This is a genomic window from Streptomyces sp. DT2A-34 (genome assembly GCF_030499515.1).
GTDB lineage: Bacteria > Actinomycetota > Actinomycetes > Streptomycetales > Streptomycetaceae > Streptomyces.
In genome coordinates this window covers 5,070,082-5,094,028 of the sequence record NZ_JASTWJ010000001.1, presented here as the reverse complement: position 1 = coordinate 5,094,028, position 23,947 = coordinate 5,070,082, and the positions used below count along the sequence as shown (strand labels likewise).

Genomic DNA, 23,947 nt, shown 5'->3' with positions numbered 1-23,947 from the left:
CACTATGAGTGAGGTCGGCCGGGTGGCCGGTCAGCGCGGTGAGGTCGGCCGCCTGGCGGACCAGCGCGGTGAGGTCGGCCACGCGGCCGACGGGCCGGCCCCTCCCGCCCACCGGATCGAGGACCTCGCGCACCTCAGCGGTGCCACCGTCCGCACCATCCGCGCCTACCAGGACCGGGGCCTGCTCCCCCGCCCCGAGCGCCGCGGCCGGGCCAACGTCTACTCCGACGCCCACCTCGTCCGCCTGCGCCAGATCGCCGATCTCCTCGACCGCGGCTACACCCTGGCCTCCATCAAGGAGCTCCTGGAGGCCTGGGACGCCGGACGGGGCCTCGGTGGGGTGCTCGGGCTGGTCGCCGAGGTGGACGGGCCGTGGACCGACGAGGAGGCGGTACGGATCTCGCGCGCCGAGCTGGACGAGCGCTTCGGCGGCACCCCGGACGACGCCGCCGTGGCCGATGCCGTGGAGCTCGGCGTGCTGGAGCCGGTCCCCGGCGACGAGGACTCGTTCCTCGTGCCGAGCCCTCAAGAACTCACTGTGGCAGTCGAGTTGCATGCGGCCGGGGTTCCGCTGTCCGCGATCTCGGGCCACCTAAGGGAGTTGAGAGGTCAGGTCGAGCACATAGCCGCCCGCTTCCTGGAGTTCACCACCGAACACGTCTTCGCCCGCTACCTCGACGGTCGACACCGTCCGACCGACGCCGAAGCAGCCGAGGCGGCCTCTCTCGTACGGCGGCTGCGCCCGCTCGCCCAGCAGACAGTGGACGCGGAACTCGCGCGCGCCATGCGCCTGTTGGCGGTTCAGCACCTGCGTCAGCACCTGGACTCGGGCGAGACCCCGGATCTGCGGAATCGGACGCGTTCCGTGACCCTCCCCGCCGACACGATGGCGGCCGTGGAAAGGCTCGTTGGCCCGGAGCAGGCTTCGCCCTTCATCGCACTGGCCGCCGAACGGGAGGTGCGCGCCCGCGTCTTGGACCGGCTCGCCGCAAGTCACGCCGCGTCAACTGATCTTGACGAAACCTCTTGAGTCGACGGGTCGTTGTCCACAGAATCGCCAATTCCCCTGTGGATAACCGCACTTGGTTGTGGATCAAACATCCGGAGCGAAATCATTCGCGTGATTCACACCTCTCCCGGCACGCTGGTCGCATGGACGAAAGACGCACCGTGAAGGTGTCGAAGTACCTCTCGAAGCACCTGCGCCATCAGCCCGAGCGCATCGGGCTCACGCTCGACGAGGCCGGCTGGGTCGAGATCGACACGCTGATCGCCGCCGCGGCCGCGCACGGATTCCGGTTCACCCGGGAAGAGCTGGACCACGTGGTCGCCGCCAATGACAAGCAGCGTTTCGCGATCGAAGGCACCCGGATCCGCGCCAACCAGGGCCACAGCATCGATGTGGACCTCGGACTGCCCCCGGCGACGCCACCGCCGTACCTCTACCACGGCACCGTCGCCGGCAACCTGGACGCGATCCGCGCCGAAGGACTGCGGCCCATGAACAGGCACGACGTGCACCTCTCACCCGACCGCGAGACCGCCACGCGGGTCGGCGCCCGGCGCGGCCGCCCCGTGGTGCTCTCCGTGGACGCCGGCGCCATGCACCGCGACGGCCATGTCTTCCACGTCAGCGCGAACGGCGTGTGGCTGACGAAGGCGGTGCCGCCGGAGTACCTGCGCTTTCCCGAGTCGCACTGATCCTACGTCCGGCAAGATCAGTGGTATGGACCATTACAAGAACCGCCACAGGGATCGCCTCACCACCACCGAGGCCGCCGTCACCGCACTCCGAGCCGTCGCCGCGGAGTACGCGCGCGAGATCGAGGTGAGCCATGACATCGGCGCCGACCAGACCTCCCGCCGCAGCGCCGCGGGCGTCGGAGTCACCACGGACCGGGACGGCTCACTGCCCCACGAGGCGTACGTCGAATTGGGCGGCCTGCCCCGGGTGAGCGTGCGGCTCTATCCGGAGGACGACGCGCTGATCACCGTCGAGGGCGTCGAATGCCCCGACGTCCGGCGCGACGATGTGCCCGCCTTCCTCCGCTCCCTCTACGACGGCCTGGCCCACGTCAAGGCGCGCCGCTTCCCGCCGGGCCACTTCTTGATCGTGCCGCTGCCGGGCGACCGTACATACCGGGAGTACATGCCGTTGATCGGCCTCACTCCGTGGCTGAGCGGCCGCGTGCGGTGACTGTTTCACGTGAAACCGTGCGGCCACTTAGGCTCGACCACATGAGTCTGCGCCTGAGCACCGTGATCCTCCCGTACCGCCGCTGGTCCGAGGGGGGCCGCGAGGCATGGCAGCGCGCGGAGCAGCTCGGCTTCCACACCGCTTACACCTACGACCACCTGTCCTGGCGCAGCTTCCGGGACGGCCCGTGGTTCGGTGCCGTGCCTACACTGACCGCCGCCGCGGCCGTCACCGACCGTCTCAGGCTCGGCACTCTGGTGACCTCGCCGAACTTCCGGCATCCGGTGCCCTACGCCAAGGAACTCATCTCCCTCGACGACATCTCCGGCGGTCGCTTCACGCTCGGCGTCGGTGCGGGCGGCTCCGGGTTCGACGCCACCGTGCTCGGCCAGGACCCGTGGACGCCGCGCGAGCGGGCCGACCGGTTCGCCGAGTTCGTCCAGCTCTTGGACCGACTGCTGACCGAGGACTCGGTGTCATACGAAGGCGACTTCTATTCGGCGCACGAGGCGCGTGACATCCCGGGGTGTGTGCAGCGCCCCCGGCTGCCCTTCGCGGTCGCCGCGACGGGACCGCGCGGACTGCGGCTCGCGGCACGCTACGGGCAGGCGTGGGTGACCACGGGCGACCCCAAGCTGTACGAGAACGGCACTCCTGAACAGTCGATTCAAGCCATTCGTGGACAGGCCGAGAAGCTGGCCGACGCCTGCGCCGAGATCGGCCGGGACACCGCCGGCCTCGACATGGTCCTGCTCACCGGTTTCACCCCGGACCGAGGCCGTCCGCTGGAGTCCCTCGACGCGTTCGTGGACTTCGCGGGGCGCCATCAGGAACTGGGATTCACCGAGATCGTGGTCCACTGGCCGATCCCCGACTCCGACTTCGCGGCCGACGAGAAGGTGTTCGAGCAGATCGCCATGGAAGCGGCGGCTCAGCTGCGGTGAGCCGGTCGCGCGCGACAGTGCTGGTCAGGGCTGTGTGGGCGGTGGTCTCAGGGGCGGTTTCTCCTCAGGTGCGGCCTCAGATGTGCGGACTGCCGCACGGCCGTGCGGGCATATGCGGGAGAATGACCCGGTGACCTCAGCGACTCGACAGCCCCAGACCCCGGCCGCCGCCGCTGTCCGCCCGCGGCTCATCGCCACCGACCTGGACGGCACCCTTCTGCGGGACGACAAGTCGGTCTCCCCCCGCACGGTGGCCGCGCTGGCCGCCGCCGAGGAGGCGGGCATCGAGGTGTTCTTCGTCACCGGCCGCCCGGCCCGCTGGATGGACGTCGTCAGCGACCACGTCCACGGTCACGGCCTCGCGATCTGCGGTAACGGCGCCGCGGTGGTCGACCTGCACGGCGGCCCCGGCGCCCACCGGTTCGTGAAGGTGCGTGAGCTGGCGCGGGAGAACGCGCTGGACGCCGTACGGCTGCTGCGCGAGGCGGCTCCGGGCACCGTGTACGCGGTGGAGCAGACCTACGGCTTCTACCAGGAGCCGGACTATCCCAAGCTGCACATGGAGATACCGGACGAGCTCGCGCCCGCCGAGGACCTCCTGGCGTCGGACGCCCCGGGGGCCGGCGAGCCCGTGCTCAAGATCCTCGCCTACCACCACACCCTCGACCCCGACGCCTTCCTCACCCTCGCCCGCCTCGCCATCGGCGACCGCGCCAATGTCACCCGCTCCAGCCCCAGCGCCCTGCTGGAGATCAGCGGCCCCGGCGTCTCCAAGGCCAGCACGCTCGCCCTGTGCTGCGCCGAGCGCGGTATCTCGCACGAGGAGGTCGTGGCCTTCGGGGACATGCCGAACGACGTGGAGATGCTGACGTGGGCGGGCCAGTCGTACGCGATGGGCAACGCGCACCCGGATGTCATCGCCGCCGCGTCGGGGCGGACGGTCGCCAACAACGAGGACGGCGTGGCGGTCGTGATCGAGCAGCTGCTGGCCCGGCGGGACTAGGCCCGGGCCGACCTCCTACCCCACCTGCACCCCGCGAGCCGACAGCCATGGCACCGGATCCACCGCCGAGCCCATCTCCGCGGTGACCCGTACCTCGAAGTGCAGGTGGGGGCCGGTGGAGTTGCCGGTCGTGCCCGTCTGGCCGATCCACTGCCCGGTGTCCACGCGCTCGCCCTGGTCGACGGCGGCGGAGGCGAGGTGGGCGTACTGCGTGAAGTAGCCGTCCGCGTGCCGGACGACGATCTCCATACCGAAGGCGCCCCCGCACGAGACCCTGACCACACGCCCGTCCCCGACCGCCCGCACCGGCGTGCCGATCGGCACCGCGAAGTCCTGCCCGGTGTGCTGGTTCGCCCACCGCGCCCCGCCGCTGCCGAACGCCGCGGACAGCTCGTACGACTCCACCGGCGCGACCCACTCGGTGGTGAAGTCCGTCTGCGGTTGGTCGAGCCGAACGGCACCGGCGCAGGATCCGGCGGCCACGGAGGCGTCGGCCTGCCCCTGCAACTGCCACCGTGCCGCTTCGAGCTTCTGCTCGATGCCCTTCTTCAGCTCGGCGAGCTCGGCGTTGCGCTTGTCCAGGCTCTGCCAGGCCGCCTCGGCTCTGTCCTCGTCCGCGGCCAGCCGGGCCTCGGCGCGACGGTTCTTCTCGATGGCGTTGTTGACGGCCAGGTTCGTCTGCGAGAAGACGTGCTGACCGCGCATCAACTGGTCCGGACTCTTGGCGAGGATCAACTGCGCGGTGAGCGGCATCCCGCCGCTGCTGCGGTACTGGGCGCGCGCGATCCGGCCCAGGTCCTCGTGCAGGATGCCGATCTGCCGCCGCTCGCGTTCGAGCAGCGCCTCGATCCGCTGTGCCTTCGCCCGCTGCACCTCGGCCTCCTGCCGCCCCTCCTCGTACCGCTGCGTCGCCAGAGCCGCGTCCTCGTACAGCCGCGCCACCTGCGCACCGAGGCCCAAGTCACCGCCGGTTCCCCCGCCGTCGCGGGCGGGGGTGTCCTTCCCGTCACCGGTGGCGTCGGCGGCCGGGGCGACGAGGAGGGCGAGCGCGCACAGCAGCGCCGGAACGAGCAGGCGTTTGCGGCGATATGAGCGCATGTCAGCGATCCTGGCCTGCGGACCGGGTCCGGGTCTTGTTCGGGTCGTACGCCTGGGGGACTTGTTGCTGCGGACGGGTCAGTACGGCTGTTGACGCGGGCGTCGACGAGCGGTCCCCACCGGAGAACATCACCCACGGCCACGGGCCGGTCGCGCGCTACGGCGCCCCCACCAGCGAATCCGCCTCCTCCTCCCGCTCCACCATCCCCCGCAGCGGCCCGTCCACAGCGGCCAGCTCCGCGAAGGTCCCCCGCTGCACCACACGCCCCTCGTTCAGGACGACAACCTCGTCCACCGCTTCCAGACCGGCCAGTCGATGGGTGATGAGCAGGGTCGTACGGCCCTCGGTGGCGGCCAGCAGGTCGGCGGTGAGGGCGTCGGCGGTGGGCAGGTCGAGGTGCTCGGCGGGCTCGTCGAGCACGAGGACGGGGAAGTCGGCGAGCAGTGCACGGGCCAGCGCGAGCCGCTGCCGCTGCCCGCCCGACAGCCGCGTCCCGTGCTCGCCCACGAGCGTGTCCAGCCCGTCGGGCAGGCTGTCGGCCCAGTCGAGCAACCGGGCGCGCTCGAGGGCGTCGCGCAGTTCGGCCTCGGTGGCGTCCTTCTTGGCGAGGAGCAGATTCTCGCGCACGGAGCTGTCGAAGAGGTGCGCGTCCTGCGCGCACAGGCCGACGAGCCGCCGTACGTCGTCGCCGTCCAGCGCGTACGCGTCCACGCCGCCCAGCGTGTACGAGCCCGCGTCCGCGTCCAGGAAGCGCAGCAGGACCTGCGCCAGCGTCGTCTTACCGGACCCGGACGGGCCGACCACGGCGATCCGGCGCCCCTCGTCCAGGGTCAGGTCGAGGCCGGCGAGCGCGTCCCTCTCCTGCCCCGCGTGACGGGCGGTCAGGTCCCTGACGGCGACCGGGAAGGGCGACGCGGGCGCCTGCCGGGGCCGCTCCGGCTCCCGTACGGGCTCAGGGGCGTCCAGCACCTCGTACACGCGCTCCGCGCTCTTGCCCACCCGCTGCCGGTACTGCACGGCGAGCGGCAGCCCCAGGACGGCCTCGAAGGCAGCCAGGGGGGTCAGGACGACGACCGCCATCGCCACGCCGCCCAGCCGCCCGTCGGCGACCCCCTGGGCACCCACGAGGGCGGTGGCGGCGACGGTGAGCCCGGAGATCAGCGCGATGAGTCCGTCGCCGAGCGCGGTGGCGGTGGCGGCCCGCGAGGCGATCCGGGTGAGCACCCCGTCGGCCCGCCGCGCTTCGGCCGTACGGCTGGGCAGGGCGCCGGCGACGGTGAGTTCCGCGGTGCCGGTGAGCAGATCCGTCACGCGGGTCGCGAGCACTCCGCGGGCAGGGGCCAGCCTGCGCTCGGCACGGCGGGCGACGGCACCCGTGACGAGCGGGACACCGGCCCCGGCCGCCAGAAGCCCCACCGCGAGCACAGCACCGGCCTCGGGCAGCAGCCACGCGGTGAAGCCGACGGCCCCGGCGGACACCACGGTCGCCGCGGCCGCGGGCATCAGCCACCGCAACCAGTAGTCCTGCAGCGCGTCCACATCGGCGACGAGCCGCGACAGCAGATCACCTCGACGCGTACGACGCAGCCCGGCGGGCGCCAGCCGCTCCAGCCGCCGGTACACGGCGACCCGGGTGTCGGCCAGCATGCGCAGCACCGCGTCGTGCGACACCAGCCGCTCGGCGTACCGGAACACGGCCCGCCCGATGCCAAAGGCCCGCGTCGCCGTCACGGCCACCATCAGGTACAACACGGGCGGCTGCTGCGAGGCCCGCGAGATGAGCCACCCGGAGGTCGCCATGAGCCCGACGGCACTGCCGAGCGCGAGGCTCCCGAGCAGCAGCGCGAGGGCGAGGCGACCGCGCCGGGGACCGGACATGGCGCGGACACGGGCAAGGACACCCCGTGCGTCCGTCGCAGGAGGCACGGCCTCGGCGTCGTCCGCAGCGGAACCGCCGTGCGCTTCCTGCTCGATCGGACGAATGGCAGACGCCCTCGGCAAGGCCTCTGCCTGCACAGGTGCCACGGCTTCCGCGAGCCGCACCACCCGGTCCGCCACGCCCAGCAGCGCCGGCCGATGCACCACCAGCAGCACCGTCCGCCCCACGGCCAGCCTCCGCACGGCCTCCACGACCGCGGCCTCGGTGGCCCCGTCGAGCGCGGCCGTCGGCTCGTCGAGCAGCAGTACGGGCCGGTCCGCGAGAAACGCCCGGGCCAGCGCGAGCCGCTGCCGCTGCCCTGCGGACAGCCCGGTCCCGTCTTCACCCAGCACGGTGTCGACGCCCCGGGGCAGCGCGTCCACGAACTCCAGCGCCCCGGCGTCCCTCAGCGCGCGTCGTACGGCGGCGTCGTCCGCGTCGGGACGCGCCAGCCGTACGTTCTCGGCGATCGTCCCGGCATACAGATGTGGCCGCTGCGGCACCCAGGCGATGCGTGAGCGCCATTCCCGCAGATCGAGTTCGGCGAGATCGACTCCCCCGACCAGCACCCGCCCCTCGGCCGGCCGCACGAATCCCAGCAGCACGTTCAGCAGCGTCGACTTGCCCGCGCCGCTCGGCCCGACGAGCGCGACCGTCTCTCCGGGCTCGACGGAGAGGGACACGTCCGACACGGCGTCGGTGGACCGTCCGGGGTAGCGGACGGAGACGCCCTCGAACGACACCGTCCCCGTCGGCACCGCGGCGGTCCCCGAGGCCGGCACCGGAGTCTCCAGCACCTCGAAGATCTCCTCGGCCGCAGCCAGCCCCTCGGCCGCCGCGTGGTACTGCGCGCCCACCTGACGCAGCGGGAGGTAGGCCTCGGGCGCCAGCACAAGGACGACCAGGCCGTCGTACAGATGCATCTCGCCGTGGACGAGCCGCATGCCGATCGTCACGGCGACCAGGGCCACCGAGAGCGTCGAGAGCAACTCCAGTGCGAAGGAGGAGATGAACGCGATCCGCAGGGTCCGCATCGTCGCCCTGCGGTACTCGCCGGTGATCCGCCGAATCGACTCGGCCTGCGCCTTGGCCCGCCCGAACACCTTCAGGGTCGGCAGCCCGGCGACGACGTCCAAGAAATGCCCGGACAGCCGGGACAGCAGCCGCCACTGACGGTCCATCCGGGACTGCGTCGCCCAGCCGATCAACATCATGAAGATCGGAATCAGCGGCAGGGTACCGACGATGATCGCCGCCGAGACCCAGTCCTCGGTCACGATCCGGGCCAGCACAGCCACGGGCACGACCACCGCGAGCCCCAACTGCGGCAGATAGCGCGAGAAGTAGTCGTCGAGGGCGTCGACACCTCGCGTGGCGAGGGAGACGAGCGAGCCGGTTCGCTGTCCGCTCAGCCAGCCGGGCCCCAGCTCGGCCGCCCGCCCCAGCAGCCGCCCCCGTAGCTCCGACTTCACCGCCGCGCTCGCGCGGTGGGCGGCGAGCTCGGTAAGCCACGCGACGACCGCACGGCCGACCGCCACGGCCGCCAACAGCAGCAGGGGACTACGCAGTTCGGCGGCGGACATCCCGTGCTCGAACGCGCCTACCACCGCCTCGGCGATGAGCATCGCCTGCGCGATGACCAGCACCGCACCGACGGCACCCAAGCCGACGACCGCGATCAGGAAGAGGCGAGTGGTGCGGGCGTATCGGAGGAGACGCGGATCGATCGGTTTCACGTGAAACATGCCCTTCGGTCCAGGGCGGGGTGTTTCACGTGAAACATCGTGAACCACCCCGCCCGCAGCGGACTCAGTGCGTGGCCCCCGCAGCGGCGTCCGCGGCAATGTGCTGCGTGCCGATCCGCTTGCGGAACACCCAGTAGGTCCAGCCCTGGTAGAGCATGACGATCGGTGTGGCGATCACCGCACACCAGGTCATGATTTTCAGGGTGTAGGGGCTCGACGAGGCGTTGGTGACCGTGAGGCTCCACTCGTCATTGAGCGAGGACGGCATGACGTTCGGGAAGAGCGTCAGGAAGAGCATCGCCACGGCCGCCACGATGGTCACGCCGGAGAGGGCGAACGACCATCCCTCGCGCCCGGCCTGGTTCGCCAGCAACGCCGCCACCAGCGCGGCCACGGCCACCACGAGAGCGACCAGGCTCTGCCCGTCGCCGTTCTCAACCTGCGTCCAGAGCAGGAAGAGCAGCGCCAGCCCAGCCGCGACGAGACCGACCCACAGGGCCAGAGTCCGCGCCCGCTCCCGGATCTCCCCGACGGTCTTGAGTGCGGTGAACACCGCCCCGTGGAACGTGAACAGCGTCAGTGTCACCAGGCCACCGAGCAGCGCATACGGGTTGAGCAGGTCCAGGACGCTGCCGACGTACTCATGACGCTGGTCGAGCTTCACGCCCCGCACGATGTTGCCGAAGGCCACACCCCACAGGAACGCCGGGATCAGCGAGCACCAGAAGATCGCGTGCTCCCAGTTGCGCTGCCAGTTCTCCTCGGGCCGCTTGGCCCGGTACTCGAAGGCGACACCCCGGACGATCAGGCTGACCAGGATGAGCAACAGCGGCAGATAAAAGCCCGAGAAGAGCGTGGCGTACCACTCGGGGAAGGCCGCGAAGGTCGCACCGCCGGCCGAGAGCAGCCACACCTCGTTGCCGTCCCAGACGGGGCCGATGGTGTTGATCAGCACCCGACGCTCGGGCCGGTTCCGGGCGAGCAGCTTGGTGAGGACGCCGACCCCGAAGTCGAAGCCCTCCAGGAAGAAGTAGCCGATCCACAGGACGGCGATCAGGACGAACCAGACGTCGTGAAGTTCCATGACTGTGCAGCTCCCTCGGCCTAGTACGAGAAGGCCATCGGCTTGTCGGCGTCACGGGAGTCGCCGCCGATCTTCGTGGGCGGGTTCAGGTCGGCCTCCGTCAGCTCGGGCGGGCCGGCCTTGACGTACTTCGCGAGCAGCTTGACCTCGACGACGGCGAGAATGGCGTAGAGCGTGGTGAAGACGATCATCGAGGTGATGACCTCGCCCTGGGAGACGCTGGGGGAGACCGCGTCACGGGTGCGCAGGACGCCGTAGACGACCCACGGCTGGCGGCCCATCTCGGTGAAGATCCAGCCCCAGGAGTTGGCGATCAGCGGGAAGGCCAGGGTCCAGATCGCGATGTGCCAATACCACTTCGTCAGCTTCGGGCCGAGCGCCTTCTTCGGGAGCAGCACCAGAAGCGGCACCTCGTCGTCCCCGACCCTCAGGTGCTGCGGCAGCATGAACTTCTTGCGGGTCAGCCAGAGTCCGACCATGCCGATGGTGAACGACGCCATGCCGAAGCCGATCATCCAGCGGAAGCCCCAGTAGGCGACGGGGATGTTGGGCCGGTAGTCACCAGGACCGTACTTCTCCTGCTCGGCCTTGTTGACGTCGTTGATGCCGGGGACGTACGAGGTGAAGTCGTCCTTGGCCAGGAAGGACAGCAGGCCGGGGATCTCGATCGCGACCTTGTTGTGGCCCTTGTCGACGTCGCCGACGGCGAAGACCGAGAAGGGCGCCGGCTCCTCGCCGTCCCACAGTGCCTCGGCCGCGGCCATCTTCATCGGCTGCTGCTCGTACATGATCTTGCCGAGGACGTCACCGCTGATCGCGGTGAGCATGCCGCCGATGACGACGGTGACCAGGCCGAGCCGCAGCGAGGTCTTCATGTCACGGATGTGCTTCTTGCGGAGCAGATGGAAGGCGGAGATGCCGACCATGAACGCGCCACCGGTGAGAAAGGCCGCGGAGAGGGTGTGGAAGGCCTGGGCGAGCGCGGTGTTCTGGGTCAGCACGAGCCAGAAGTCGGTGAGCTCGGCCCGCCCCTTCGCCTCGTTGATCCGGTAGCCGACCGGGTGCTGCATCCACGAGTTGGCCGCGAGGATGAAGTACGCCGACAGGATCGTGCCTATGGAGACCATCCACATACAGGCCAGGTGGATCTTCTTCGGCAGCTTGTCCCAGCCGAAGATCCACAGACCGATGAAGGTGGACTCGAAGAAGAAGGCGATCAGAGCCTCGAAGGCGAGCGGAGCGCCGAAGACGTCACCGACGAAGCGGGAGTAGTCGGACCAGTTCATGCCGAACTGGAACTCCTGCACGATGCCGGTGACCACACCCATCGCGATGTTGATCAGGAAGAGCTTGCCCCAGAACTTCGTCGCTCTGAGGTACTTCTCCTTCTCCGTGCGCACCCAGGCGGTCTGCAGCCCGGCCGTGAGAGCGGCCAGGGAGATCGTCAGGGGGACGAACAGAAAGTGGTAGACGGTGGTGATACCGAACTGCCAGCGCGCCAGAGTCTCCGGCGCCAAAGCCAGGTCCACGTCGCCGCTCCTTACTACGCTTGTGAAAGCGTTCACATTCACAAGCAATTATGCAGCACCCACTTTCCGGCCTCCGCGGGGGGTCCCTCATTAAGGTCACCCTCTTGGCGCGAACTTCAACATATTGTTGAATCGCCTGCATGCAGACACCGACACCACTCCGGATACGGATCTCCTGGCCCGCGGGGCACCTCACCGCGGCCCTCGACGACACCCCGACCACGCAGGCCCTCGCCAAGGTCCTGCCCCTCGTCTCCACCGCCCGCACCTGGGGCGAAGAGGTCTACTTCGACACGGGCGTCGCCGTTCCACGTGAAACCAACGCCCGGCAGGTCGTCCACCCGGGCACGGTCGCCTTCTGGACGGACGGCGACGCGCTCGCCCTCCCCTATGGACCCACACCGATCTCGCAGGGCGACGAGTGCCGCCTCGCGAGCCCGTGCAACGTCCTCGGCCGCATAGACGGCGACCCCCGCCTACTGGCGACCGTCCGCGCCGGTGACCCTGTGCGCGTGGAATTCATGGACGCCTGACCCTGCTCGCGGAGCCCTACAGCTCCTTGCCTGCTTGCGGAGCCCTACAGCTCCTTGCGGAACCCTTCCGCCACCTTCAGGAAGATGTCGTTCGCCTCGGCCTCCCCGACCGTCACCCGCACACCCTCGCCCGGGAACGGTCGGACCACCACGCCATGCTGCTCGCACGCCGCCGCGAAGTCGGCCGTGCGCTCCCCCAGCCGCAGCCACACGAAGTTGGCCTGAGTCTCGGGCACCGTCCAGCCCTGGGCACGCAGCCCGTCAACCACGCGGTTGCGCTCGCACACCAACGAGCCGACCCGGCCGAGCAGTTCGTCCTCCGCGCGCAGCGAGGCGATGGCCGCGTCCTGCGCGAGCTGGCTCACCCCGAAGGGCACGGCCGTCTTGCGCAGCGCCGCCGCGACCGGCTCCTGGGCGATCGCGAAGCCGACGCGGAGACCGGCGAGGCCGTACGCCTTGGAAAACGTCCGCAGGACACAGACGTTCGACCGCTCACGGTAGATCTCCACACCGTCCGGCACCTCGAGATCGCGGATGAACTCGCGGTACGCCTCGTCGAGCACCACCAGCACATCGCCGGGCACCCGGTCGAGGAACCGCTCCAGCTCGGCCCGCTTCACGACCGTGCCCGTCGGGTTGTTGGGGTTGCAGACGAAAATCAGCCGGGTGCGGTCGGTGATGGAGGCGGCCATCGCGTCCAGGTCGTGCACATCACCCGGGGTCAGCGGCACCTTCACGGATGTGGCACCGCTGATCTGCGTGATGATCGGGTACGCCTCGAAGGACCGCCAGGCGTAGATGACCTCGTCGCCGGGTCCGGAGGTGGCCTGCAGCAGTTGCTGGGCCACGCCGACCGAGCCGGTGCCGGTGGCCAGGTGGGAGGCCGGGACGCCGAAGCGCTCGGACAGCTCGTTCATCAGCGCCGTGCACATCATGTCCGGGTAGCGGTTGAAGGACGAGGCGGCGGCCGTCACGGTCTCCATCACGCCGGGCAGCGGCGGATAGGGGTTCTCGTTGGAGGACAGCTTGTAGGCCACCGGACCACCGGCCGCGGCGGGCTTGCCGGGCTTGTAGGTCGGGATCCCCTCCAGCTCGGCGCGCAGCTTGGGGCTCGTCTCGCTCACCGCAGTCCTCCTCGCGACCACCGGCGGCCCATCACCACCGCCGGCTCCAATACTCCTCACCTTATGAGGATTCGGCGCCGATGCGTACAGGTGTGACGCCCTCGAGTGCGGGCCCCTTCTGTCACACCTGCATCAGGGGCATCGTCATACGAAGTTGTACGAATTGGGGGGCGCGTCACACATATATCTACGCGCCGGTGGCTCGCGCCGTGGCGCGCATCCCCCGTGAAGGTGAGTTGAGACCTCTTCGAAACATCGGGCACTTGGCAGGCCCATGCGCGCCGACAAGTCAGGTCTTACCATTGGATCGTTCAACTCCCTTGGTTTCCAAGGTTCTTGACGCTCTATGACCATGCAGAAACGTGCCTGTCAACGCGTGCATATGCGTCCGCACTACCCCACCGCATGAGCCCTACTATCGGCTCGCCATGACAGCAGCAGGGAAGCACCAGGTGAGCCGCGCGGAAACCTCACGCCGAGGCAGTCGACCCGGCCGGGCCGGCATCAGAGACGTGGCCGCCGCTGCCGGAGTCTCCATCACGACCGTCTCCGACGCCCTCAACGGCAAGGGCCGGCTCCCGGACGCCACCCGACGCCATGTCCGCGAGGTCGCCGACCGGCTGGGCTATCGCCCTTCGGCCGCCGCCCGGACACTCCGTACCGGCAAGTCAGGACTCATCGGCCTGACCGTGACTACATACGGGGATGAACCTTTCACCTTCACCGAGTTCGCGTACTTCGCCGAGATGGCCCGCGCGGCCACCTCGGCCGCGCTCGCCCGCGGCTACGCCCTCGTGATCCTCCCCGCGACCTCGCGCCACGACGTCTGGTCGAACGTCGCCCTCGACGGCACGGTCGTCATCGACCCGTCCGACCAGGATCCGGTCGTCAGCGAGCTGGTCAGGCAGGGTCTGCCGGTCGTCTCCGACGGCCGCCCGGCGGGTTCGCTCCCCGTCACCGCCTGGGTCGACAACGACCACGAAGCCGCCGTGCTCGGCATCCTCGACCACCTGGCCGACGCCGGCGCCCGCCGGATCGGACTGCTGACGGGCACCACGACGGACACGTACACCCACCTGTCGACCACCGCGTACCTGCGCTGGTGCGAGCGGGTCGGCCAGGATCCGGTGTACGAGGCCTACCCGGCGCACGACCCGTGCGCGGGCGCCGTGGCCGCCGACCGGCTGCTCGCCCGCCCCGACCGCCCCGACGCCGTCTACGGCCTGTTCGACCCGAACGGCACCGACCTGCTCGCCGCCGCCCGCCGCTACGGCATGCGCGTACCGGACGACCTGCTTCTGGTCTGCTGCAGCGAGTCCACGGTGTACGCCAACACCGAGCCGCCCGTCACCACGCTCTCCCTCAAGCCCCGCCGCATCGGCACGGCCGTGGTCCAGCTCCTCATCGACGCCATCGAGGGGGTCGAGTCGGACCGACCGGTCGAGCAGGTGATACCGACCGAGCTGATCGTGCGTACCTCGTCCCAGCGACGTCCGCCGCGTACGACGGTCAGCCCGCCTCGGTCGCCCGAGGAGCGGTAGGAGCAGGTCGGGGGAGGGCACAAGCAGGTCGAGGAGCGAAAGAAAGCGCGGTCATCGGGCGGCCGAAGCCGTGCCCAATCGGGGCGAAAGCCGCGGTGAACAGGAGTCCTGCTCCGATTCACCACCCCTGGGTCATCACATGGCGCGATCGGCATTCCTATGATGGGCCCACGACACCCGCGGGCCGCTGCGACCAGGCAGTCCGATGCGGTGCAGCTGCGGCGCGATGGTGGAGGGGTCTGATGACTCAGGGGGCCGGTCAGGGACCCGAGATGGAGCGGACGGCGACGTTGCGCGACTTCCGAGTGCCCGCTTACGTCCACGAGACCGGTCCGTACGCCCACAGCACGCACCCGGGCGACGTCGCCCCGCCCCTCGACGATGCCTATCCGGAGGGCTACACGCCCACGCAGCGCGATCTGCCCGTGATCAACCGCGGTGACACCCTTCAGGTGACCGTCGATCCCGCGTCCGTGCCGGCTCCGCAGTCGGCGGACAGTCCGGGTCCGCTGTTCGTCGTCGGCGACGTGCACGGCTATCTCGACGAGTTGGTCGCCGCCCTCCAGGAGAAGGGCCTCATCGACTCGGCGGGCAACTGGTGCGCGGGCACCGCCCGGCTGTGGTTCCTCGGCGACTTCACCGACCGCGGCCCCGACGGCATCGGCGTCATCGACCTCGTGATGCGACTGTCGGCGGAGGCCGCCGCGGCCGGCGGCTACTGCAAGGCCCTGATGGGCAACCACGAGCTGCTGCTGATCGGCGCCAAGCGGTTCGGCGACACTCCCGTCAACTCCGGCGCGGGCACCGCCACCTTCCAGGCCGCTTGGCTGCTCAACGGCGGCCAGAAGACCGACATGGACCGTCTCCAGGACCACCACCTGCAGTGGATGTCCCGGCTGGACGCCATGGAGCAGGTCGACGGCCATCTGCTCGTTCACTCGGACACCACCGCCTATCTCGACTACGGCGACTCGATCGAGGCGGTCAACGACACCGTCCGCGAGACCCTCACGCGCAACGACGCCGACGAAGTCTGGGACCTGTTCCGCAAGTTCACCAAGCGGTTCTCCTTCCGCGACGAGGGCGGCGCCGACCATGTTCGTTCCCTGCTCGATACGTACGGCGGCACCCGCATCGTTCACGGCCACAGCCCCATTCCGTACCTGCTGGGCGAGGTCGGCTCCGAGGAGGGCGAGGACAGCGCCGGCCCTGTGATCGAGGGGCCGCACGTCTACGCCGATCGTCTCGCGATCGCGATGGACGGCGGCGTGACCATGGCCGGAAAGCTGCTGGTCCAGCAACTTCCCCTGGATATCTGAACGTTCGCCGGGCAGACGTCCCCCCATGGCGCAGTGACGGAAGACGGCGCAGGCCAGGGCCCAATTTTGTCAAACCCCCTGTCACCGTGTGCCGTCACCGCTCTACCATCGGCTTATCCGTAGCAGGCTCCCCTCCGTTTCTGCCCGACGGCTCGTTGGCATGCGAGCCCCAAGCCCTACGGAGCATCGGGGGATGCACATGAACAGCGTTCCGCAGCACCTGCACAGCGAGGACCGCCAAGAGTACGAGCGGATCCTCGATGAGGCGCTGCGCTCCGCACCACACCGCCCGGAACTGGCCGCTGTCGGACAGCGGCTCAACTCCGAACAGCTGCGCACCATGGCGCTCAACGCCACCGCACTCATCACGGCGGCCGCGGCGACCGAGTACCAGCACTATGTGAAGGTTCGCGAGGAACTGCGCCAGCCGGCGCCGTCCACCCCGTCGTCCAGCCGCGAGTCCAGCTCCACCGAGCCGGGCACGGGAGCGATGGGGCTCGCCACCACCGTGGGAGAAGTCGCCGAGACCGCCGGCCCCGGCGTCGTCGCCGTGGTCGCCGTCCTGGCACCCGTCCTCGCCGGCACCGCCGCGGCGATCTTCCTGCTCGTCGGCTACATCCTGAAGATGCTCGACCCCGAGCCGGCCTTCGCCCAGACGATGCTGACCACCGGGTGGGTGTTCGGCGCCGTGGCGGCGGCCGCGATCCTGGTCGCCGCCGTCGGACTCCTGCTCACCGCCCTGCGCAACCGGCCGGCATTCGACGGCGGTCCGTACGGCGAACTGAGCGAGGAGGTGGCCCGGGCCAGGGAAGCCTGGCGCGAGGCCCTGCTGGAGCGCGGCATCCTGCCCTTCCTGCGGGAGGCGCTCGCCGACCCAGGCACGGCATCGGCACTGCACCGCACGCCACCGTCGACGCCGGCCGGCCGTATCCCGAACCTCGGCTACGACCGCCCGGGTTTCAGCAGCCCGGACGACGGTGGCTCCCGGGGCTCCCGGCCGAGCTTCTGCAGCCCGGACTACACGAGCCCGGACTTCGGAGGGCCGGAACACCATCCGGAGTAGCCCCTCGGCTTGCGCCCCCGCCAGGGGAGAGCCCCCGCCAGGGGACCCTCCTCCACGACGGAGCCCCGGGGAGACCTCCTCGGGGAGGCGCAAGCCGAGCACCTGGCAGCACGCCCGACAGCGGGACAGCACGCCAGGCGCCGGGGCATGGCGCCCTGGGTCAGGACGTCGACGTCAGTCCGCCATCGGCAGGTAGACCCGGTTGCCCGCCGCCGCGAACTCCTTCGACTTCTGAGCCATGCCCTCCTCGATCTCCTCCTGGGACCCGCCGTGTTGGCGACGGATGTCCTGGGAGATCTTCATCGAGCAGAACTTCGGCCCGCACATGGAGCAGAAGTGGGCCGTCTTGGCGGGCTCGGCCGGCAGGGTCTCGTCGTGGAACTCCCGTGCGGTGTCCGGGTCGAGAGCCAGGTTGAACTGGTCCTCCCACCGGAACTCGAAGCGGGCGTCGGACAGCGCGTCGTCCCACTCCTGTGCACCGGGGTGCCCCTTGGCGAGATCGGCCGCATGGGCGGCGATCTTGTAGGTGATGACGCCGGTCTTGACGTCGTCACGGTTGGGCAGGCCCAGGTGCTCCTTGGGCGTGACGTAGCAGAGCATCGCCGTGCCCCACCAGGCGATCATCGCGGCACCGATGCCGGACGTGATGTGGTCGTACGCCGGCGCGACGTCCGTCGTCAGTGGGCCGAGCGTATAGAACGGAGCTTCATCGCAGATCTCCTGCTGAAGGTCGATGTTCTCCTTGATCTTGTGCATCGGGACATGTCCCGGGCCCTCGATCATGGTCTGAACATTGAAACGCTTCGCGATCCGGTTGAGTTCCCCGAGCGTCCTCAACTCCGCGAACTGCGCCTCGTCGTTGGCGTCCGCGATCGAGCCCGGCCGGAGGCCGTCGCCCAGCGAGTACGTGACGTCGTACGCCGCGAGAATCTCGCAGAGCTCCTCGAAGTTGTCGTACAGGAAGCTCTCCTTGTGGTGCGCCAGGCACCACGCCGCCATGATCGAGCCGCCGCGGGAGACGATGCCGGTCTTGCGGTTGGCGGTGAGCGGTACGTACGGCAGGCGCACGCCCGCGTGGACGGTCATGTAGTCCACGCCCTGCTCGGCCTGTTCGATGACCGTATCCTTGTAGATCTCCCAGGTCAGCTCCTCGGCCCTGCCGTCGACCTTCTCCAGCGCCTGGTACAGCGGCACGGTGCCGATCGGCACGGGGGAGTTGCGCAGCACCCACTCGCGCGTGGTGTGGATGTTGCGGCCGGTCGACAGGTCCATGACCGTGTCGGCGCCCCAGCGGGTCGCCCAAGTCATCTTCTCGACCTCCTCCTCGATGGAGGAGGTGACCGCGGAGTTGCCGATGTTGGCGTTGACCTTCACCAGGAACCGCTTCCCGATGATCATCGGCTCGATCTCCGGGTGGTTGACGTTGGCGGGCAGCACGGCCCGGCCTGCCGCGATCTCTTCGCGGACCACTTCCGGAGAAACGTTCTCCCGGATGGCCACGTACTCCATCTCGGGCGTGATCTCGCCGCGGCGCGCATAGGCGAGCTGCGTGACCGCCCCGCCGTCACGGCTCCGGCGCGGCTGGCGAGGCCGTCCGGGGAAGACCGCGTCGAGGTTGCGCAGGCCGCCGCGCGGCGAGGTGTGCTTGATCCCGTCGTCCTCAGGGCGGACGGGACGGCCCGCGTACTCCTCCGTGTCGCCGCGGCCGATGATCCAGTTCTCGCGCAGCGGGGGCAGCCCCCTGCGAACGTCGGTGTCGGCGAGTGGATCGGTGTACGGGCCCGATGTGTCGTACAGCGTGACCGACTGCCCGTTGGTGAGGTGCACCTGGCGGACCGGCACCCGCAGATCGGGGCGTGAGCCCTCGATGTACGCCTTGTGCCAGCCGATGGACTTCCCGGCCTCCTCGGACTTGTCGTCCTGAGCGGAGGCAGGCGTGCGCGCGTCCTTGATGGTCATGAGACCTACTCCCTACGCCGGCATTACCCGGTAACAGGTTCGGCGGTCGACGCAGCGGTTTCCGTCTGCCGACGTTTCGTGGGGAACGTCACTCTCTTCGGATGATGTTCCACGTGAAACATCGCAGGGACGGAGGTCAGCGCCCTCTCAGCCCGGTGCTCCGAGCTCCCGCGTGTACAAAGGTGGCTCCACGCTAGCGTCAATTCGGGCGCGGTGAACAGAGGGCCCCGGTCGTTCTTGCGATGATCGGTCGGTGACCACGACGCATGAGCCTCCGTACCCACCGCCCGAGCCGCCCCGCGGCTCCGGCTTCGGAAACGGCCCCCGAAACGGCCCCACACGGGGCAACGGCCGTACAGACGGCCGCGGTTCGGGAGTTGCCGGAGGTAGATACGGCGGTGGATACGGGCCTGGTTCCGGCGGCGACGACGATCACGCGACTGGTTCCGGCGGCTGGCACGAACACGGGACCGGGGCCAGCGGGATGCAGGGGCACGGGAGCGGGGGCAGCGGGGGGCCTGGGCGCGGGCCCGGCTCCGGCGGCTCAGCGGAGCAGGGGCCCGGACCGAGTGACGGTCACGACTCCGGGGGTGGCCACGGGCACGGGCCCGGATCCGGCGGATCGCGTGGCGGCGGTAAGGGCGGCGACGGCGGTGGCGGGCACGGGCACTCCCACAGTCACGCCCACGGTCCCGCGGCGCCTGTCTCCCGGCACCTGCGCAAGGTCATCGCGGCGGTCCTGATCCCGTTCGCCGCGGCGGTGGTGGTGGGGCTCGCTGTGCTGTGGCCGGGCGGTGCCCCGCCGCACGAGCGCACGGGGGTCGGCTTCGACCGGCAGACGCACAACGCCACGGTCACCAAGGTGGTCGAGGTCAGCTGCAAGGACGTCGGCGCCTCGGGAGTGCCCCCGACCGGCGACACCTCCACTGCCGAGGGTTCCTCCGCGGTGCAGCAGGAGAGCGGCACCTGCAAGAGAGCGACGATCCGCGTCGATACGGGCAAGGACAAGGGCCGCACTTTCACGGAGATCGTGCAGCCTGACCAGTCACGCCAGTTGCACGAGGGCCAGGACGTCGTGGTCGCCTATGAGCCCTCCGCGCCCAGGGACCTGCAGTACTCGGTCACCGACGTGAACCGCAGGATCCCGATGGCGCTGCTCGCCGGCATCTTCGCGCTCGCCGTCGTGCTGGTGGGCCGGATGCGCGGTGTCATGGCGCTGGTCGCGCTGGCCATCAGCTTCCTGGTGCTGACCTTCTTCATCCTCCCGGCGATCCTGCAGGGATCGAACCCGCTGGTCGTAGCGGTGGTGGGGGCGAGCGCGATCATGCTGATCGCCCTCTACATGTGCCATGGCCTGTCGGCCCGTACATCCGTGGCCGTGCTCGGCACACTGCTCTCGCTGCTGCTGATCGGCCTTCTGGGCTCGGGGTTCATCGACTGGGCCGCGCTCACCGGCAATACGGACGACAACACCGGTCTGATCCACGGGCTGTACCCGTCGATCGACATGAGCGGTCTGCTGCTCGCCGGCGTCATCATCGGTTCGCTCGGTGTCCTCGACGACGTGACGGTCACCCAGACGTCCGCGGTCTGGGAACTGCACGAGGCCAACCCGACGATGGGCTGGCGCGGGCTGTACCGCGCGGGTATCCGGATCGGCCGCGACCACATCGCGTCCGTCGTCAACACACTGGTCCTCGCCTACGCCGGCGCCGCGCTGCCGTTGCTGCTGCTCTTCTCGATCGCGCAGAGCAGCGTCGGCACGGTCGCCAACAGTGAGTTGGTGGCGGAGGAGATCGTGCGCACGCTGGTGGGCTCCATCGGCCTGGTCGCGTCGGTGCCGGTCACCACGGCTCTCGCGGCCCTGGTGGTCTCGGCCGACCGTCCGGAGAAGGGGGCGGTGTCTGCGGGTGCCCAGCCGGTGCCGGCGGGCGGGCAGTCGGGTCCGGGGCAGCCGGCTCCGGGACGGGGCGGGCGAGGACGACGCCGGAAGCGGTGACGGACACGGCCGCCGATCTCGCGTAGCCGGCGGCCCTGCCCATCCGACGGAACACGACGCACGCCCGCGAAGAAGAAGCGTTCCCGCGCGCCCCCTCAGCGTCCCGGCGAAGCGTTACGCCACCCCTCGCTGCCTTAGCGCTTCAGCCCGCGCTCTGCTCCTCCGCCAGGATGCGGTCCAGGGCCTCGTCGAGGTGGGCGTCGAAGTCGGCGAGCGCACCCTCCTGCCCGAGCGGCACAAGCTTGTCGGTGCGGTCGAGGAAGGCCACGAGGGGCGCCACCGAGGAGCGGAACAGGGCCTGGTCGGCACCGACCTGAAGCCGGATCAGGACGTCGCCCAGCGTCTCGGAACCGGCCGGTGAGACCCGTACATCTCCCTCCCCGCACGGTCTGCCCACCCCGTCGACCAGCAGCTCGCGGCCGAAGGCCCAGGTCACGGGGGCATCACCGGGCAGGTGGAAGGTCAGCCGTACGGCGTAGGGATCACAGGTCTCGTAGCGCAGCTCCACCGGGATGCGGAAGGAGAGCTCCTCGGACACGAGAAAGCTCATCATGACCTCTGCCTGTACGGACTCGCGCATCGCCTACCCCGTCGTTTGCCTTCGACTGGCCGGGAACGGACCCGACACTGTGGAATCTTGCTGAACGTACACGAGAGATCACAAGGAGTGAGTTTTCAGATACTGATAGAGATCGCCAGTGACCCTAGGAGCCGCCCGACCTCGTCCTGCAGCTGCCGTGCCGCCGACAACAGCCGGTCGTCCTGATGAGCGGGCAGGGAAATGGCCATCGTCGCGGCCGTGGTGCCCACCGTGATCGGAATCGCCGCGCACACCGTGCCCAGCGCGTACTCCTGACGTTCGGTCACCGGCTCCATCCGACGCGTCCGTTCGAGGCGTTGCAGCAGCGTGCGGCTGTCGCGCACCGTGTACGGGGTGATGGACTGCACGGGATGGCGGTCGAGGTGATCGCGGCGGGCGTCCTCGTCCAGCTGGGACAACAGGCACTGACCGATGGCGTGCGCGTGGCCGGTCTCACGGAAGTCGGCCCATTCCTCGACCGCCGGATTGCCCGGGGTGTCGGAGACGCACATGACCTCGATCTCGCCGTCGCGGTACTGGGCGTAGTAAACGGGGACACCGATGGCATCACGCCATTGGGCGAGTGCTTCGGCGACCGTGCTGCGACGTTTCTGCTGGGCTCCGCTGCTGCCCAGCCGAACCGCCGCCTCGCCGAGGAAGAACAGGCCCTTGTCTCGGCGCAGATAGCCCTCGTGGACCAGCGTCCGCAACAGGTGGTACGCGGTGGGCAGCGCCAGGCCCGTCTCGCGGGCGAGCTGCTTCGCGGGAGCGCCGTACTCGTGCTCGGCGACGCATTCCAGCAGGCGCATCGCACGCTGGACGGATCCGATGAGCGTCGCGGAATGCGGCTGCTCGGGGGATGTCGGGGAGGCCTGCCTCGGCACCTTGGGCACGGAGGAGTGCGGCCGTCCGAGGGGGGCGTGGGGGTCTGAGGGTGCGGTGTCAACCGTGGCCAAGGGTCACTCCCAAAGGCGCGAGGGGGGAGCCCGTGCTGGGGAACACGGGAGGGGGTGCACGCCGCTCGCGGGGACGTCCCCGCGTCGATTTCCGGACTCTATTCGTCCATCACCGCTCGCAGGCGCCCTGCCCGGAAAACTTCCCTCGCCCGAGGGAACCAGTGATTCCTGTTACCGCCTCCCCGTCCCCACGGCCCTCATCAGCCGCTGCAGGCCCTCACCAGTCGCTGCGCGACGAGGAGCTCGACGTGAACTTCCGTACGACGTAGATCAGTCCACCGACCAGTGCCACGAAGACCAGCACCTTGAAGAGCAGCCCGATGACGAACCCGACGACGCTGGCTATCAACCCGCCGAACACGACCAGGGCGATGACAGGCACCGCGATCCACTTCACCCACCACGGCAGTCCTGCGAAGATCTCACGCATCGCCCTCGTCCTTACCTCTCCGCCCGTCACAGTGCCGGGTCCGATCCTTCGAAATCTGCTGATTCCCTGCACTCGATGCTAGGACGGGCAGGTGCCCGGTGGGGGCCTCGCAGCCCTTGTCCTCCCCTGATCGATCCCCTAGGGAACCCCGAGGCCAAAGGTCAGCTTTCTGGCGGAGAGAACACCACGAGCACCCGAAGGTCCTCACTGATGTGGTGGAACTTGTGGGCGACTCCGGCCGGCACGTACACCACGCTGCCGCGCGCCACCTGCGTGGTCTCCATGCCGACGGTGATCTGGGCGCGCCCGCTCACAACGAAGTAGACCTCGTCCTGGTTGTGCGGCTTCTGTGGATCGTGCTCGCCGGCGTTGAGCGCGTACAGACCGACCGACATGTTCCGCTCCCGCAGAAACTGCAGGTAGGCGCCCTCATTGGCGGCGCGCTCCGCCTCCAGTTCGTCCAGCCGGAATGCCTTCATCGCTGTCGTCCGCCCTTGTCCCAGTGCCCGTGGCCGATCTCGTCTGCCACGATCAGACACATGAAGAATTTCGTAGTCAAGACGATCGCCAACGCGGGGGCCCTGGCGGTCGCTGTGTGGCTGCTCGACAAGATCACCCTCACCGGTGACAGCACGGGCAAGAAGGTCGGCACCCTACTCGTCGTCGCGCTGATCTTCGGCGTGGTGAACTTCCTGGTCAAGCCGATAGTCAAGCTCCTGAGCCTCCCGCTGCTCATCCTGACGCTCGGCCTGTTCACGCTGGTCGTCAACGCGCTCATGCTGCTGCTGACCTCGTGGCTCGCCGACAAGCTCGACCTGAGCTTCCATGTCGAGGGCTTCTGGACCGCCGTGCTCGGCGGCCTGATCATCTCGATCGTCTCCTGGGCGCTCAACGTCGTCCTGCCCGACGGGGACTGAGCATCCG

The 23,947-nt window shown here is 69.5% G+C and carries 21 protein-coding genes and 1 riboswitch; of the genes, 11 read left to right on the top strand and 10 right to left on the bottom strand.

Annotated features, from left to right (window positions below; translation table 11 throughout):
• Positions 1-4 precede the first annotated feature (4 nt).
• The 5 genes from QQM39_RS22550 to QQM39_RS22530 all read left to right on the top strand — a co-directional run bounded on the left by QQM39_RS22550 (position 5) and on the right by QQM39_RS22530 (position 4,144).
• Positions 5-1,030, top strand: coding sequence for a MerR family transcriptional regulator (locus QQM39_RS22550; RefSeq protein WP_301999233.1), 1,026 nt, complete (start codon positions 5-7; stop codon positions 1,028-1,030).
• Positions 1,031-1,152: 122 nt separating this feature from the next.
• Positions 1,153-1,701: an RNA 2'-phosphotransferase gene (locus QQM39_RS22545; RefSeq protein ID WP_301999231.1), complete on the top strand. Its 549-nt coding sequence runs from the start codon at positions 1,153-1,155 to the stop codon at positions 1,699-1,701.
• 25 nt (positions 1,702-1,726) lie between these two features.
• Positions 1,727-2,197, top strand: a complete 471-nt coding sequence (locus tag QQM39_RS22540) for a hypothetical protein (protein WP_301999229.1) — start codon at positions 1,727-1,729, stop codon at positions 2,195-2,197.
• A gap of 41 nt (positions 2,198-2,238) precedes the next feature.
• Positions 2,239-3,141, top strand: coding sequence for an LLM class flavin-dependent oxidoreductase (locus QQM39_RS22535; RefSeq protein WP_301999227.1), 903 nt, complete (start codon positions 2,239-2,241; stop codon positions 3,139-3,141).
• Between the two features lie 130 nt (positions 3,142-3,271).
• Positions 3,272-4,144 (top strand): Cof-type HAD-IIB family hydrolase, encoded by an 873-nt coding sequence (locus QQM39_RS22530; protein WP_301999225.1) that lies wholly within the window; start codon positions 3,272-3,274, stop codon positions 4,142-4,144.
• Between the two features lie 15 nt (positions 4,145-4,159).
• On the opposite strand, the gene QQM39_RS22525 is transcribed toward QQM39_RS22530, so the two are convergent.
• The 4 genes from QQM39_RS22525 to QQM39_RS22510 all read right to left on the bottom strand — a co-directional run bounded on the left by QQM39_RS22525 (position 4,160) and on the right by QQM39_RS22510 (position 11,519).
• On the bottom strand, positions 4,160-5,242 hold the full coding sequence (locus QQM39_RS22525; protein ID WP_301999223.1) for a M23 family metallopeptidase: 1,083 nt from the start codon (positions 5,240-5,242) through the stop codon (positions 4,160-4,162).
• A 157-nt stretch (positions 5,243-5,399) separates the two neighbouring features.
• Complete coding sequence (gene cydD / locus QQM39_RS22520; RefSeq protein ID WP_301999221.1) at positions 5,400-8,906, bottom strand: thiol reductant ABC exporter subunit CydD; 3,507 nt, start codon at positions 8,904-8,906, stop codon at positions 5,400-5,402.
• A 64-nt stretch (positions 8,907-8,970) separates the two neighbouring features.
• Complete coding sequence (gene cydB / locus QQM39_RS22515) at positions 8,971-9,990, bottom strand: cytochrome d ubiquinol oxidase subunit II (RefSeq protein ID WP_301999220.1); 1,020 nt, start codon at positions 9,988-9,990, stop codon at positions 8,971-8,973.
• 20 nt (positions 9,991-10,010) lie between these two features.
• The gene (locus QQM39_RS22510) at positions 10,011-11,519 is read right to left on the bottom strand and encodes a cytochrome ubiquinol oxidase subunit I (RefSeq protein ID WP_301999218.1); all 1,509 of its coding nucleotides are present in this window, start codon (positions 11,517-11,519) and stop codon (positions 10,011-10,013) included.
• 140 nt (positions 11,520-11,659) lie between these two features.
• Here QQM39_RS22510 and QQM39_RS22505 point away from each other — a divergent pair, with 140 nt between their 5' ends.
• Positions 11,660-12,052 (top strand): cyclophilin-like fold protein, encoded by a 393-nt coding sequence (locus QQM39_RS22505; protein ID WP_301999217.1) that lies wholly within the window; start codon positions 11,660-11,662, stop codon positions 12,050-12,052.
• Positions 12,053-12,096: 44 nt separating this feature from the next.
• Here QQM39_RS22505 and hisC read toward each other — a convergent pair whose 3' ends face one another.
• A complete protein-coding gene (gene hisC / locus QQM39_RS22500) occupies positions 12,097-13,176 on the bottom strand; it encodes a histidinol-phosphate transaminase (protein ID WP_301999215.1) in 1,080 nt (359 codons plus the stop codon).
• Positions 13,177-13,604: 428 nt separating this feature from the next.
• On the opposite strand from hisC, the gene QQM39_RS22495 reads away from it, so the two are divergent.
• The 3 genes from QQM39_RS22495 (at position 13,605) to QQM39_RS22485 (ending at position 17,099) form a co-directional block, all read left to right on the top strand.
• Positions 13,605-14,717 carry a LacI family DNA-binding transcriptional regulator gene (locus QQM39_RS22495; RefSeq protein WP_301999214.1) on the top strand — a complete coding sequence of 371 codons (1,113 nt, stop codon included), beginning with the start codon at positions 13,605-13,607 and terminating at the stop codon, positions 14,715-14,717.
• A 242-nt stretch (positions 14,718-14,959) separates the two neighbouring features.
• Positions 14,960-16,036: a metallophosphoesterase gene (locus tag QQM39_RS22490; protein WP_301999212.1), complete on the top strand. Its 1,077-nt coding sequence runs from the start codon at positions 14,960-14,962 to the stop codon at positions 16,034-16,036.
• Between the two features lie 193 nt (positions 16,037-16,229).
• Complete coding sequence (locus QQM39_RS22485; RefSeq protein WP_301999210.1) at positions 16,230-17,099, top strand: hypothetical protein; 870 nt, start codon at positions 16,230-16,232, stop codon at positions 17,097-17,099.
• Positions 17,100-17,273: 174 nt separating this feature from the next.
• On the opposite strand, the gene thiC is transcribed toward QQM39_RS22485, so the two are convergent.
• On the bottom strand, positions 17,274-19,058 hold the full coding sequence (gene thiC, locus QQM39_RS22480) for a phosphomethylpyrimidine synthase ThiC (protein WP_301999208.1): 1,785 nt from the start codon (positions 19,056-19,058) through the stop codon (positions 17,274-17,276).
• Positions 19,051-19,240: riboswitch (TPP riboswitch) on the bottom strand. (Overlaps the previous gene by 8 nt.)
• 302 nt (positions 19,241-19,542) lie before the next feature.
• On the opposite strand from thiC, the gene QQM39_RS22475 reads away from it, so the two are divergent.
• Complete coding sequence (locus QQM39_RS22475; protein ID WP_301999207.1) at positions 19,543-21,057, top strand: YibE/F family protein; 1,515 nt, start codon at positions 19,543-19,545, stop codon at positions 21,055-21,057.
• 142 nt (positions 21,058-21,199) lie between these two features.
• Here QQM39_RS22475 and QQM39_RS22470 read toward each other — a convergent pair whose 3' ends face one another.
• From QQM39_RS22470 to QQM39_RS22455, 4 genes are all read right to left on the bottom strand, one after another.
• Positions 21,200-21,637, bottom strand: a complete 438-nt coding sequence (locus QQM39_RS22470) for an SsgA family sporulation/cell division regulator (RefSeq protein WP_062707976.1) — start codon at positions 21,635-21,637, stop codon at positions 21,200-21,202.
• 95 nt (positions 21,638-21,732) lie between these two features.
• Complete coding sequence (locus QQM39_RS22465; protein WP_302003682.1) at positions 21,733-22,530, bottom strand: IclR family transcriptional regulator; 798 nt, start codon at positions 22,528-22,530, stop codon at positions 21,733-21,735.
• Between the two features lie 280 nt (positions 22,531-22,810).
• Positions 22,811-23,023, bottom strand: a complete 213-nt coding sequence (locus QQM39_RS22460; RefSeq protein ID WP_030048440.1) for a DUF5326 family protein — start codon at positions 23,021-23,023, stop codon at positions 22,811-22,813.
• 161 nt (positions 23,024-23,184) lie between these two features.
• A complete protein-coding gene (locus QQM39_RS22455; RefSeq protein ID WP_019755167.1) occupies positions 23,185-23,502 on the bottom strand; it encodes a cupin domain-containing protein in 318 nt (105 codons plus the stop codon).
• A gap of 60 nt (positions 23,503-23,562) precedes the next feature.
• Between QQM39_RS22455 and QQM39_RS22450 the strand changes: the two genes are divergently transcribed.
• A complete protein-coding gene (locus QQM39_RS22450; protein ID WP_301999198.1) occupies positions 23,563-23,940 on the top strand; it encodes a phage holin family protein in 378 nt (125 codons plus the stop codon).
• Positions 23,941-23,947 lie beyond the last annotated feature (7 nt).